The organism is Miniphocaeibacter massiliensis, from assembly GCF_900232905.1.
In the GTDB taxonomy this organism is placed as follows: domain Bacteria; phylum Bacillota; class Clostridia; order Tissierellales; family Peptoniphilaceae; genus Miniphocaeibacter; species Miniphocaeibacter massiliensis.
Window position 1 is genome coordinate 87229 of record NZ_OCTQ01000006.1, and the last position, 13360, is coordinate 100588.

A 13360-nucleotide genomic window follows, 5' to 3' on the forward strand; every position below is an offset into this window, starting at 1 on the left:
AATATTAAAATAATATACTATATGCTGACTACATTATGAAAAATAGATTTGAAGAATATTACAAATTATTAGAAGACTTTCTTAAAAATGATTTTGAATTTATTACAGTACAAGATTTTTACAGAAAAAACTACAATGTAGACAGTAAAATAATTATACTAAGACACGACATAGACTCTGACATAAAAATAGCTAAGAGAATGTTCGAAATAGAAAAAGCATTTGGTATTAAATCAACATATTATTTTAGACTAAAAACTGTAAATAAAGAATTTATGAAAGAAATCTACAATAATTCTAGCGAGGTAGGATATCATTTTGAAGAAATAGCTACATTTGCTAAAAACAATAATTTAAATACTAGAAAAGATGTAGAAAATAATAGAAAAAATATACTTGCTGAATTTAGGAAAAACATAGAATACTTTAAAGAGTTAGGATTTCCGTTAAGTTCAATCTCATCACACGGTGACTGGAAAAACAGAGAACTTGGTATTCGTAATTTAGAGTTAATAAACGATGATTTATTAGCTGAGTTAAATATTATAGAAGCCTATAGTGTAGAAGAAGATTTAGATTATAGAATAGCAGACAATATCTATCCAGTGTTTTGGACAGGTGGAAAACCTGAAGAGATTATACAAAAAGATATTAAAAAAAGCTTAATACTCTTGCATCCTAGAAATTGGGGAAGTTGTATCCCGACAAGACTGGCAGAAGACTTTGGGCGTTTAATGAAAAAATAAGTTGTAATTTATTTGTGATAGAATATAAACTATTTCAAAATAACGTGATAATTAGTTAGATATACTTAAAGATATGGGAAATAAATTGGAATATTATTTACATTTATTAAATAAAGTTATAATAATTGTTGTTTTATATTTATATATGTGATATGCTTAAGCAAGTGATTTTTATGGAATTTAATAATGTGAGTATTTGAATACCCCTTTATGAATTTATGATTGTTGCAATATTTTAATAAGGAGGTATTTTAAATGAACACAGGTACAGTTAAATGGTTTAATGCTACTAAAGGTTTTGGATTCATTACTCAAGATAATGGTGAAGATGTTTTTGCACATTTCTCACAAATTCAAGGAGATGGATTTAAAACATTAGAAGAAGGCGAAAAAGTTACATTCGACACTGAAAATGGTGCTCGTGGCTTACAAGCTACAAACATTAATAGAATATAGTTAATCGAATATTAAAAGCGATAGGGTAAACCTATCGCTTTTTTTTTATTTGTTTAATTCACAGATAAAGCTTTGTTTATTTCAGGTTTTTTAAGTAGCCAAGCAACTAATAGGCAAGATATTAATTTATCTACCAAATTACCAGCAACAGCCCCCCAATACACAGAAGTTAGCATTTCCTTTCCTGCTGATTTTAAGGCTATAATGACTAAGTCTGTACCAGAGCCTGTGAAACCTCCAAATAGTACAAGTCTTATAGGTGCACCAATCATTGGAGCGACAAAAGCAAGTATCAAACCAGCTATAATAGCTTTTTTGTAAGTGAAATCTTTTCTTGAAATTAACGCTACAACTATAGCTATTGCAACATTTACAAAAGCAAATGGAATTGCTGTTGGTCCAGAAGTTACACCCATTAAAAGATTTGTAGACGCTCCTGTCAAAATACCATAAAACATTCCGAACTTCGCAGCGATTAGAATAGTACCCACTGTGTCTAAGAAGAGTAAAGGGATTTTAGTAGCAGATACCAAAGTTCCTACAACTACATTTATAACTACAGCTATTGCACAATAAACAAGAATTTTAGTTTTATTGTTCATAAAATTACCTTCTTTCAATAAATTTTATTAAATTTTCTAGACTTTCATCTTTACTGCCCTCGTTGTACCAAGTAGGTATTTCCGAATAGTCAGTATTAATTGAATATTCTTTACATAATTTAAAGTATTCCTCCATAAAAACTCCACGTTTTCCAGAAATAGAGCAGTTTGGACTTTCATTAATTCCAATCACCCCTAAAAAATCATAACCATTGTCTATGTATGACTTAATTTGTTTAATTATTGTTATTAAAATAGAATTGCAAAAATTTCGATAATCTGGAATTTTATCATAGTCGTCATAGTCCATAGGTGGACGGTTAATACCCAAGTAAAGAAATTCTGGACAGGGGAGTTGAATTATTCCTATCTCCTTTTCAATAATAAACTTGCTAATAGGAAAAGCACCTTTAGCACGCTCCCAGTCGTTAATTACTGAACTTTGATTAAGTATACAATGAGATAAAAGAATTATTTTTTTCCTCAATTAAACTTACCTCCTCGACTATATATTAATGGATAACTTTTAAAAAATTAAAAGTTAAAACTTTGTTATTTATTATACTAACGATAGGTATAATAAATAAATTGAATATAAAAAATTATGATAAAACAGGAATAAATTGATATTAAATATAGAAATACAACATAGTTTTTAATTTTATTATTTTTTTGTAACAAAAACTGCTCTATATTTGTATATATTTATGGGGCATTAAATATTGTCTAAAATTATGAAAGGAGTATAAAGATATAAGTTGTTGTAAAAAATAAATAATAGAAAACTTGGAGGAAAAATATGAAAAGAAAATTAATAGCATTATCACTATCGATGGTAACAGTACTTACAATGGGAACAACATCACTAGCTAAAAATAATTCAGATTCAAATTTACCGGGTCAAATTATACGTGATTTACCAACGGCGTTTGTTACAATGAAAGGAACTGCTCAAACAAAGACAAGAGCAAAAGAAGATAAATCAGGACATTATATTAATAATACTTCTGGAATGGTTCTCAGAGTTTCATCTCATGCTAGTAGTGGACAAAACACAACAGGGGGTGGAGACTCTACCAAGGTAAGCACAGGTAAATGGCGTATAAGTAATTATGTGAAAGAGAGAGGTTATAGTAAATGTTATCTTAAGATTAATACTTATAATTTTGGAGTAAGAGGAATGTTAAGTGGCAAGTGGAGTCCAGATAGTGCTGGTTCTTATCCTTATGCAAAATAATAAAATATACATAGTAGTAGTTTGTATTTATCAACTTACTACTATAATCTCAAAGAGGTGAGTAATGTATAATATAAAACATATAAAATTAAAAGATGTAATTTTTTTTGTTTTATTAATATCAATAATAACGATATTTACAGGGTGTAGTCTAAAAGATGTTGTTATGGGAAATAATACAAAAGAAGAAATATATGAAATAGGAAAAAGTAAAGTATATAAATTAGGAGAAGAGATAGAAGTTAAAAGTCCTACAAAGGATGGAGAACTTACAGTTGGATACAAATTTAAAATTAATTCTGCAAAAGTTTATAATACTCCAGAAGAAGCTGGAATAGAAAAAGATAAATTAGTATCATCTGACTACTATGGAGTTAAAAAAGAACCGGTAATTAAAACTATAGATGAAATAGCAAAGGGCAAAACACTACTTTGTGATATAGATATTACAAATATTAATGAAGAAAGTGAAAATAATATAACTTTTTTAGATTTAGTTCTTGAAAAGGGCGATAAGGAGTTAAATAGTGTTGGTCTTCCTATCTATTTATCAAATAGTATAGCAGTAAGTCCAGAAGATTCAAATCAATACCATTTTAAGCTAGAAAAAGGAAAGAGTACAAACTTACAGGTGGCATTTCCTGTAGATGAGGAAGTATTAAAATCTGGGAAATTATATTTAGCAGATGGTTTTATGGGGGACGAAGAAACTGTGTCCTATATAGATTTAGGGTTGTAGGTGAAAAATGAAAAATATATTAAAAATGGAATTAAACAAAGGTATAAAGAATAAGTTTTTTGTTTTATCTATAGCTATAGGAGTTTTTATTGCAGTATGGGGGTTTTTATATAATTACTACTCTTATACCGACCAGATTGAATTAATGGAAAGTTTAAAGCTGAAAGACCCAAGTTTTCTTAAAGATTTTGTAGCAGAAAGGACAGTGTTTAACAGCTGGATTGGAGGAGAAGCTTTTTCTCTAGCTTCAGTAATTTACTTTTTTGTATTTCCAATTTTAATAGCGATACCTTACGGCTGGTCTTATGCAGAGGAAAAAAATAGTGGTTATGTAAAGAATATTGTTGTAAAGACTGGTAAAAAAAATTATTTTTTTGCTAAATACATATCTGTTTTTATAACAGGAGGACTTGCTATGGTTTTACCCTTAATTTTAAATTTTTTAATGATTATGTTATTTATTCCGTCAATTACTCCGCTTCCAGAGTATTTAACAAGTTATGGTGTAGTAGGAGGGGATATAATGGCAAAACTATATTATACAAAACCGTTTTTGTATGTGTTTTTGTATCTTTGTGTAGATTTTTTATACTGTGGAATACTTGCATGTATAAGTTTAGCAGCAACATCATTTATAAAACAAAAATGGGCAGTAGTTATAATTCCATTTTTTTACTGTTTAGCAATTGAATTTTCCACGAAATTTGTATATACAAACTTAGAGACTTCTTACAAAGAAATATCACCTTTTTATTTTTTAAAACCAGTAACTGGAAGATATCAAGGTTCTTGGATTATTATTTTAGTTTCGGGATTTTTAATTTTAACAGCTACTTTAGGTATTACTATGGTATTGGAGAGAAAACGTGAAATTTATTAAAAATGTAATTTTCGATATAAAATATGGCACTTTAAAAAATGTAAAATTATTTTTAATGCCAATTATTATAGCTGTTTTAATTTTTGTAGATATATTTAATAACTCTAAAATGGTTAGTGAAATAGCTGAATTTAGCTCTAAAATATCTTTAGGAGATTTCATTTTCTATACTTATGGAGGTATAGAAGAATACATTCCTTCACCAGATAATCCATTTGTATTTCCTGTTGTTTGGATGGTGATTTACTTGAGCATATCTTTTATATTGTTAAATTATCCAGTAAAGGATATGCATAGTGTAGGTTCGCAAATTTTATTAAGGTCAAATTCCAGAGTAAATTGGTGGTTGTCTAAATGTATGTGGAATGTATTAAGCACAATTATTTATCATGGTATTATACTTTTCATTTTTATATTATTGTGTTCAATAAAAAAGATACCTTTAATTAATGAAGTAAATCTAGACTTACAGTGGGTGTTATTAAAATTTAGGTCAGATGTTATAATGAACAACTTAGTAATAATACCTATTAAAATATTTGTGAATATACTATTATTATCAATTTTCATAAATTTATTACAAATGACAATGTCGTTATTTATAAAGCCAGTTTTTAGCTTTTTAGCAGTAGCAATAATAATGTTATCATCTTCATATTTACTATCTCCAGTAATGGTAGGTAATTATGGAATGTTTCTTAGGTATAACTGGATTTATGAAGGAGGAGTTTCCTTCAATACAGGAGTAATTGTTTTAGTTTGTTTGATTTTTACAACTGTAGTAATAGGTTTAATTCGCTTTAAAAAATATGATATTTTAGACAAGGACTAGGAGAGTACGATGACAGAAATAATTATAGATAATTTATCTAAGACTATAAAAAATAATGTGGTTTTAAAAGATATATCATTAGAAATGAAGTCAGGTTTAATTTATGGACTTCAGGGAATTAACGGTTCAGGAAAGACTATGTTAATGCGTTCAATTCTAGGTCTAATTAGGGCGACAAAAGGAACTGTAAAAATCAATAGAAAAGTAATTGGAAAAGATATAGAATTTCCAGAAGATGTAGGATTTTTATTAGAGAGTCCAACATTTTTAAACAGATACTCAGGCTTTAAAAATCTTAAAATGTTAAATTCAATAAAAAATAAAATTTCGGATGATGAAATTAAAGATGTTCTTAAACTCGTGGGACTTAGTGAAGATGCTTGGAACAAAAAATATGGGAAATATTCATTAGGAATGAAACAACGTCTAGGAATAGCTGCTTCCATTATGGAAAAACCGGATATTGTAATTATGGACGAACCCACAAATGCTTTAGATAGTAGCGGAGTAGAACTTGTAAAAAATATTTTACAAGAACAAAAGAAAAGAGGGGCATTAGTTATAGTTTCTTGTCATGATACAGCTATTTTAGAAAAACTTTCAGACGAAATCATAAAAATGGAAATGGGAAGTATTATAGATCATTTATATTTAAATAATAATGAGGAGTTAATGTAAATGAAAAAGAAAATTATAATTTTAGTAATCGGAGTACTTTTAATTTCATTATTTTCAGTAAGAGTTTACGCCATAAACAAATACTTGGACATTCCCAAAACTGTAGAATATGAAAAGGGAGAAGTTGTTCCTTATGGTAAAGACGGAACACCTATAGATGGAGATGTTAAGGACGGGTATACTGTTAAAGTTTTAGAATCAGAGATAGTATCTAAACAAGATTTAATAAAGAAATATAAAATTGAAGAAGAAGGAATAGAAAATATCTTAGGAGAATATTTTTATAATGTAAGAATTATTTTTAAAAATGAAAGCAACAAAGAAGGGCAAGAAAACGGAATAGGATTATTACAACTTAATTTAACGGGAATAAATTATTATGCAATGATGGATAGCTTAGTTTTTGAATTTATGAACCCAGACATGCCAGGAGATTCTTTTTCTATAAAAGAAGGCGAAGAAGTAGAAGTTGTAGTACCGTTTGGTATTATTCCAAGTTCTCATGATACCTACGAAGGGTTATTAAAAAATCCACCTAAATTACAAATTACAGGCTATCCAAATAGAAAACTTATATCTGTAAATTAATAATTTACAAAAGCTGAAATAATGAAGTGTTAAATCAGCTTTTTTTATTTTGAAATTAAAATCTATAACTATAGTACAGTACCAAAAATAGCGTAACGATTTTTAATAATACATACTCAACAACTGGTATTAAAGAAAATTCAATAAGGAGAAATTTTTGTATTATATTTGTAACAAATATTTATAAAACATTGTGTATAATAAACAAAACGAAATCACAAGGTAGGAGAAAATAAATGAAAAAGACATATCTTTATATTTTTACAATATTATTGTTATTTACACTAGTTGGTTGTTACAATACACAGAGGTTAAAACCAGGAGAGTTGAAAAGTAGTAAAGAGTCTTCTAATGGAAAATATACAGTTAAACTTTATCGAAATAATGGTGGTTCATTATCTCATGATGCAATGCTTGGAGTGCTTACAAATAATGAAACTAAAGAAAACAAGAACATATACTGGATGTACAAAGAGTATGATTTTGACATTGAATGGGTGGATGATGTTACGGTGAAAATAAACGGTATGGAGCTTAACGTAGAAAGGGATGTTTACGACTGGAGAAAAGATGATGAGTGGGAAGAAAAATATAATAAAGAATATTAAAATTAGTAGTAATTTTTAATAAGAAATACTTTAAATCGTAGAAAACTTGTAACTATATTAGTGTAGCAAACATAGTATAATAATTTTTAATAATATATATTTAGAAGTTTACTAGCAAGGGGATTTTATGAAAGAGAAAAACGAAAAAATTTTTTACATATTGTTTTTTGTTGTATTTTTAGTAGTTAATTATTTTATAAGAGATGAATTTTGGATGTTTGTAGGAGGATTTGAAGTAGTTCCAGCAACTGCAATAGTATATCTTTTATTTAATTTAATTATAGATTCAAATTCTTCAGAAGAGAAAGTATTAATAACAATAACATTCTTGTCTGTATTCTATTTATTTCTACTATCTTTTTTATATTCGATAGGAATATATTAATGCTAGACTTTTAAAGTGAATAAGCCATTAGGAGAAAATATGAAAAATAAAAAAAGTTTATATCTTATAATTTTTACTGCTGTTTTAATAATATTTAATTATCTTTTTATTTTAATTCCTTTAGAAGTACAGTCTGCTACTTACACTGCTCTTGCATTTGTTGTAGCTCATTTTATAATAAGTTCTAAATTAAGCAATTTATCTAAATTACTACTTGTTATATTAACTTTGGTAGGATATGTTTTACTATACTATGTTCCAGTTGGAAATCTTTTTGGAGATGGTAATTTTTGTTAATAAATGATTTTACTACTATAAATTATATAATTAATTTGTACTACTTATAGTTATAATATTAAGCACGGGTATGAAATTAAGGAGAATATGTTTTATGAAAAACTAATTGATATTTTTAGTGAAGTTGGAGGCATGAAGAGTTTCAAAAGCATATAAAAGAAAAAATAGATAAAAGACTAGTCTTTTTTTGTTTAAGAGTATTGTTCTAAATAGAAGGGTAAAATAAATATACAAGGAAGGCATTAGAAAATCAAAGAAAACTTTAATTAGAAGTAACACAAAATAGTTTGGGTAAAACCAAAGGAGTTAGTTATGAATAAAAAATTAAATAACATATTATTAGCACTTTTCCCACCAGTAGCTTTAATAGTTCATGGATACTATAACAGTATTATGAAAGAAAATATGGCTAGAATGTACAAATTTAATCCAGTATTTTTAATAGGAATATTTTTGTACTTTATAGTATTTGGAATTTTTATGTATAATTTTTTAGTAAAGGATAAAGACTTTAACTTGGTAGCTTTAATAGTAGGGGTGTTATTTATAGTAACAATTTTAGAACCTAGATTATTCTTTTTTATACTATCAAAAAAAATATTGCCAGGAAGTTTTGCTAAGATTTATTCTGAGAATACATTTTATATGGGCATGGTGATTTTTACAATTTACGTTTTAATTGGAATAAAGAAATTCAAGAAGAATTAAAAAGATAGTGTTTAAATATTAATTAAAGTTTTTATATTTCTAAATCTTTAATATTTAAGTCTAAGTTCATTAGAGTAAATCTAGTGATATAATTAGCTATATATTAAGGAGGGGAAATTATGAGCTTTAAAGAAATCGACATAAAGGAAATGAGTTTTAATCCATTTAATATGATAGGTGATGAGTGGACTTTAATTACAGCGGGAAACAATGAAAAGTATAACACTATGACAGCAAGCTGGGGGAATATTGGTGTAACTTGGAACAAGAATACTTTAGTTAGTTACATTAGACCTCAAAGATACACTAGGGAGTTTGTAGAAGATAATGAACTTTACACTGTGTCTATATATAATGAAGAGTTCAAAAAAGACTTGGAGTATTTGGGAACAGTTTCTGGTAGAGACGAAGAAAAAGTTTCTAAAACTTCGCTAACCCCATTTTTTACAAATGATACAGTAGCCTTTAACGAAGCAAACACTATTTTCATATGTAGAAAGTTGTATTGTGGGAAAATAACTCCAGAAGGTTTTATAGATAAAAATATAATAGAAGAATCTTACCCTGACAAAGATTTTCACTATGTATATATTGGTGAAATAGTAAAAGTTTTGGTAAAAGAATAAAAATAGACCTATCACTAGGTCTATTTTTATGTATTAAGTTCATCGTTAAGTTTGCTTTTTACAAATAGTACAATAAATAATGCGATAATAAAGAGTATATAAGGAAGTATAAACATTAAAAAGTACTCTATTGCCTCCTGCTTTGTATGTACAGCCATACCTGCAACAATATGGAAAGGAAAGGCTATTCCCAGAGAAAGACATAATAGAATTTTCAGTAAATAATATTTGTAGAAAAATAATACTACAAATAAAATACTAATAGGTATAAAAATTGGAAATATAAAAAATAACATATCTAGTAATACACTTTGTAATGAACTAGGTATATTAATATCCAAAAAGGCTGTAATAAGTGGTGGATATATTATAAAAATCAATAATGCAGATACCAATGTTTTGAATTTACTATTTGAATTAATCTTTCTATAAAGTTCTAAATATTTATTTTTCATAAACAACCTCCAAATATAGTTAAGCTTTATTTAGTTTAAGTATAGCATGTAAATAATTGAAAATAGTTACTAAAATATTAAATAAATATATGAATAAAACATTAAAATAATTGAATGTTAATAATACATAGTCATACAGCTATAAAATGTTGAAATTAGTTGACTTTTTAATATTCTAGTGGTAAAATGAGTTGGTGCAAAAAAGAAGGCGGTTTTCCGTCTATTTGTTGTGCTTATTAAAAATTTGAGGAGGTGGAATAATGCCAACAATAAACCAATTAATTAAACAAGGTAGAAAGTCTAGAACTTACAAGTCTAAATCTCCAGCTTTAAGCGTGAATTACAATACTTTAAACAAGAAAACAACTGAAGTAAATTCACCACAAAGAAGAGGTGTTTGTACATCTGTAAGAACTGTAACACCTAAAAAACCTAACTCAGCACTTCGTAAAGTTGCTAAGGTTCGTTTAACAAACGGAATGGAAGTTACTGCTTATATACCTGGAATAGGACACAACCTACAAGAACATAGTGTTGTACTTATTAGAGGTGGTAGAGTAAAAGACTTACCAGGGGTTCGTTACCATATTGTAAGGGGAGCACTTGACACTGCAGGAGTTGCAGACAGAAAGCAAGGACGTTCTAAATATGGAGCAAAAAGACCTAAATAATTAAATTAACGATGCTTTAATGTAATAGAATTAATATGATAAATACAGTAATTTATACTTTAATATATACATTCGAGCACAGCGGCGAAAGTCGAGTACCAATGAAATTACTAAAAATGGTAAGGAGGGAAGTAAAGTGCCAAGAAAAGGACATGTGCCTAAAAGAGAAGTAATGCCTGATCCAATTTACAACGATAAGGTGGTTACTAAACTTATAAACAATATAATGCTAGACGGTAAAAAAGGAACTGCACAAGCAATTGTGTACGGAGCTTTTTCACAAGTAGCAGAAAAATCTGGCGAGGATGCTTTAGAAGTATTCTACAGAGGCTTAAATAATATAATGCCAGTATTAGAGGTTAAATCAAGAAGAATTGGTGGAGCAAACTATCAAGTTCCTATTGAAGTAAGACCTGAAAGAAGACAAACTCTAGGCTTAAGATGGTTAACAAAATATTCAAGAGCTAGAGGAGAAAAAACTATGGTTGATAGATTAGCAAAAGAAATTTTAGACGCTTCAAACAACACTGGTGCAAGTGTTAAGAAAAGAGAAGACGTTCATAAGATGGCTGAAGCTAACAAAGCATTTGCTCACTATAGATTCTAGTTCATAGCAAGGAAGGAGTAATTTAAATTTATGGGAAGAGAATATTCTTTAGCTAATACCAGAAATATCGGTATAATGGCTCATATTGATGCAGGTAAGACTACAACAACTGAGCGTATTTTATACTATACTGGTAAAATCCATAAAATTGGTGATACTCACGATGGAGCTGCTCAAATGGACTGGATGGTTCAAGAGCAAGAAAGAGGTATCACAATAACTTCAGCTGCTACAACTTGTATATGGAATGGTACTAGAATTAACATTATAGATACTCCAGGACACGTTGACTTTACAGTAGAAGTTGAAAGATCTTTAAGAGTTTTAGATAGTGCAATAGCTTTATTTGACGCTAAAAGTGGTGTTGAGCCTCAATCTGAAACTGTTTGGAGACAAGCTGATAAATATGGAGTTCCTAGAATCTGTTTTATAAATAAAATGGATGCTACAGGAGCAGATTATTTTGAATCAATAAAAACAATTAAAGATAAATTAGGAGCTAATCCAGTACCTATAGAAATTCCTATTGGTGCAGAAGATAAATTTGTAGGAGTAGTTGACTTAATAACTATGAAAGCTACAGTTTATAAAAATGATTTGGGAACAGAAATAGATGTTACTGATATTCCAGATGATTTAAAAGAATTAGCAGATGAATATAGAAATAACCTTCTAGAAAATATAGCAGACCATGACGAGGACGTTATGATGAAATATTTAGAAGGAGAAGAAATCACTGAAGAAGAAATTAAGAAAGCAATAAGAACTGCTACTATTAATTTATCTATAAATCCAGTATTATGTGGTTCAGCGTACAAAAACAAAGGTGTTCAGCCTCTACTTGATGCAATAATCGAGTTTATGCCATCACCATTAGATGTACCAGCTATAACAGGAACTAATCCTGACAATGAAGAACCAATGGAAAGACAATCTTCAGATGAAGAACCATTCTCAGCTTTAGCATTTAAAGTAGTTGCAGATCCATATGTTGGAAAATTAACTTACTTTAGAGTGTACTCAGGAAAACTTGAGTCAGGTAGTTATGTATATAACTCAACAAAAGGCAAAAGAGAAAGAATGGGTCGTATCTTAATGATGCATGCTAACAAGAGAGAAGAAGTTGAAGCAGTTTACGCTGGAGATATAGCAGCGGCTGTAGGACTTAAAGACACAGGAACAGGGGATACACTTTGTGACTCAGATAATCAAATTATCTTAGAAAAAATGGAATTCCCAGAACCAGTAATCTCTGTAGCAATAGAACCAAAAACTAAAGCTTCTCAAGAAAAAATGAGTGTTGCTTTACAAAAATTAGCAGAAGAAGATCCTACATTTACAACTCGTACAGATGAAGAAACAGGTCAAACTATAATTTCAGGTATGGGTGAATTACACTTAGAGATAATCGTAGATAGACTTTTAAGAGAGTTCAAAGTAGAAGCTAATATAGGTAATCCTCAAGTATCTTACAGAGAATCAATTACAAAAGAAGCTGACGCTGAAGGTAAATACATTAAACAATCTGGTGGTCGTGGACAATACGGTCATGTTAAGATTAAAGTTGCACCTCAAGAGCCTGGTAAAGGATTTGAGTTTGTTAATGCAATTGTTGGTGGAGCTATTCCAAAAGAATACATTAACTCTGTAAACCAAGGAATAGAAGAAGCTTGCCAATCAGGTATACTTGGTGGATATCCAGTACTTGATATAAAAGTTACATTATATGATGGATCTTACCATGATGTAGACTCATCAGAAATGGCTTATAAAATAGCAGGTTCAATGGCACTAAGAGCAGCACTTGCAAAAGCAGGTCCAACACTATTAGAGCCAATGGAAAAAGTAGAAATAACTACTCCAGACGAATATCTTGGGGACGTTATGGGTGATATAAACTCTAGAAGAGGAAAAATTCAAGGAATGGATCCTAAAAATGGAGTTCATATACTAGATGCTTATGTACCATTATCAGAAATGTTTGGATATGCAACAGACTTACGTTCAAATACACAAGGTCGTGCAACATATTCAATGCAATTCGATCATTACGAACCAGTACCAAATTCCATAGCAGAAGAAGTGCTAGGAAATAAAAATAAAACTAATTAGTTAGGGGGCCAAAATAAAATGGGAAAAGAAAAATTTGAAAGAACGAAACCACACGTTAATATAGGAACAATAGGTCACGTAGACCATGGAAAAACAACAACAACAGCAGCGATAACACTAGTATTAAACAAAA

Annotated in this window: 20 protein-coding genes; 17 read left to right on the forward strand and 3 right to left on the reverse strand. The window is 28.9% G+C overall.

Annotated elements, in window-relative coordinates; all coding sequences use genetic code 11:
- Positions 1–35 precede the first annotated feature (35 nt).
- Positions 36–746, forward strand: coding sequence for a polysaccharide deacetylase family protein (locus CS899_RS10045; protein ID WP_100066072.1), 711 nt, complete (start codon positions 36–38; stop codon positions 744–746).
- 255 nt (positions 747–1001) lie between these two features.
- A complete protein-coding gene (locus CS899_RS10050; RefSeq protein ID WP_100066073.1) occupies positions 1002–1202 on the forward strand; it encodes a cold-shock protein in 201 nt (66 codons plus the stop codon).
- Positions 1203–1255: 53 nt separating this feature from the next.
- Here CS899_RS10050 and CS899_RS10055 read toward each other — a convergent pair whose 3' ends face one another.
- Positions 1256–1804, reverse strand: a complete 549-nt coding sequence (locus CS899_RS10055; protein WP_100066074.1) for a CD3073 family putative ECF transporter S component — start codon at positions 1802–1804, stop codon at positions 1256–1258.
- A gap of 4 nt (positions 1805–1808) precedes the next feature.
- Positions 1809–2291 (reverse strand): CD3072 family TudS-related putative desulfidase, encoded by a 483-nt coding sequence (locus tag CS899_RS10060; RefSeq protein ID WP_100066075.1) that lies wholly within the window; start codon positions 2289–2291, stop codon positions 1809–1811.
- Between the two features lie 312 nt (positions 2292–2603).
- Between CS899_RS10060 and CS899_RS10065 the strand changes: the two genes are divergently transcribed.
- The 11 genes from CS899_RS10065 (at position 2604) to CS899_RS10115 (ending at position 9382) form a co-directional block, all read left to right on the forward strand.
- The gene (locus tag CS899_RS10065; protein ID WP_100066076.1) at positions 2604–3041 is read left to right on the forward strand and encodes a DUF2712 domain-containing protein; all 438 of its coding nucleotides are present in this window, start codon (positions 2604–2606) and stop codon (positions 3039–3041) included.
- Positions 3042–3105: 64 nt separating this feature from the next.
- Positions 3106–3780, forward strand: a complete 675-nt coding sequence (locus CS899_RS10070; protein ID WP_100066077.1) for a DUF5027 family lipoprotein — start codon at positions 3106–3108, stop codon at positions 3778–3780.
- A 7-nt stretch (positions 3781–3787) separates the two neighbouring features.
- The gene (locus tag CS899_RS10075) at positions 3788–4660 is read left to right on the forward strand and encodes a hypothetical protein (protein ID WP_100066078.1); all 873 of its coding nucleotides are present in this window, start codon (positions 3788–3790) and stop codon (positions 4658–4660) included.
- Positions 4647–5492 carry a hypothetical protein gene (locus CS899_RS10080; RefSeq protein WP_100066079.1) on the forward strand — a complete coding sequence of 282 codons (846 nt, stop codon included), beginning with the start codon at positions 4647–4649 and terminating at the stop codon, positions 5490–5492. Before CS899_RS10075 ends, CS899_RS10080 begins: the two co-directional genes overlap by 14 nt.
- A 9-nt stretch (positions 5493–5501) precedes the next feature.
- Positions 5502–6170 (forward strand): ABC transporter ATP-binding protein, encoded by a 669-nt coding sequence (locus tag CS899_RS10085; protein WP_100066080.1) that lies wholly within the window; start codon positions 5502–5504, stop codon positions 6168–6170.
- Positions 6171–6758 carry a DUF5028 domain-containing protein gene (locus tag CS899_RS10090; protein WP_100066081.1) on the forward strand — a complete coding sequence of 196 codons (588 nt, stop codon included), beginning with the start codon at positions 6171–6173 and terminating at the stop codon, positions 6756–6758.
- A 236-nt stretch (positions 6759–6994) separates the two neighbouring features.
- Entirely contained in the window at positions 6995–7366 is a 372-nt protein-coding gene (locus CS899_RS10095; RefSeq protein WP_100066082.1) for a DUF5412 family protein, read from the forward strand.
- Positions 7367–7493: 127 nt separating this feature from the next.
- A complete protein-coding gene (locus CS899_RS10100) occupies positions 7494–7751 on the forward strand; it encodes a hypothetical protein (RefSeq protein ID WP_100066083.1) in 258 nt (85 codons plus the stop codon).
- A 39-nt stretch (positions 7752–7790) separates the two neighbouring features.
- Positions 7791–8048: a hypothetical protein gene (locus tag CS899_RS10105; RefSeq protein WP_100066084.1), complete on the forward strand. Its 258-nt coding sequence runs from the start codon at positions 7791–7793 to the stop codon at positions 8046–8048.
- A 312-nt stretch (positions 8049–8360) separates the two neighbouring features.
- Positions 8361–8756, forward strand: a complete 396-nt coding sequence (locus tag CS899_RS10110) for a hypothetical protein (RefSeq protein ID WP_100066085.1) — start codon at positions 8361–8363, stop codon at positions 8754–8756.
- 119 nt (positions 8757–8875) lie between these two features.
- Positions 8876–9382 carry a flavin reductase family protein gene (locus CS899_RS10115; protein ID WP_100066086.1) on the forward strand — a complete coding sequence of 169 codons (507 nt, stop codon included), beginning with the start codon at positions 8876–8878 and terminating at the stop codon, positions 9380–9382.
- Between the two features lie 26 nt (positions 9383–9408).
- Here the strand turns inward: CS899_RS10115 and CS899_RS10120 are convergent, their stop codons facing one another.
- Entirely contained in the window at positions 9409–9837 is a 429-nt protein-coding gene (locus tag CS899_RS10120; RefSeq protein ID WP_100066087.1) for a hypothetical protein, read from the reverse strand.
- A gap of 260 nt (positions 9838–10097) precedes the next feature.
- Between CS899_RS10120 and rpsL the strand changes: the two genes are divergently transcribed.
- The 4 genes from rpsL to CS899_RS10140 all read left to right on the forward strand — a co-directional run.
- Positions 10098–10508, forward strand: a complete 411-nt coding sequence (gene rpsL, locus CS899_RS10125; RefSeq protein ID WP_100066088.1) for a 30S ribosomal protein S12 — start codon at positions 10098–10100, stop codon at positions 10506–10508.
- Between the two features lie 136 nt (positions 10509–10644).
- Positions 10645–11115, forward strand: a complete 471-nt coding sequence (rpsG, locus tag CS899_RS10130) for a 30S ribosomal protein S7 (protein ID WP_100066089.1) — start codon at positions 10645–10647, stop codon at positions 11113–11115.
- Positions 11116–11145: 30 nt separating this feature from the next.
- On the forward strand, positions 11146–13227 hold the full coding sequence (fusA, locus tag CS899_RS10135; RefSeq protein ID WP_100066090.1) for an elongation factor G: 2082 nt from the start codon (positions 11146–11148) through the stop codon (positions 13225–13227).
- A gap of 18 nt (positions 13228–13245) precedes the next feature.
- Positions 13246–13360 (forward strand): GTP-binding protein (locus CS899_RS10140; RefSeq protein ID WP_129582303.1); only part of this gene is annotated, 115 nt, incomplete at its 3' end.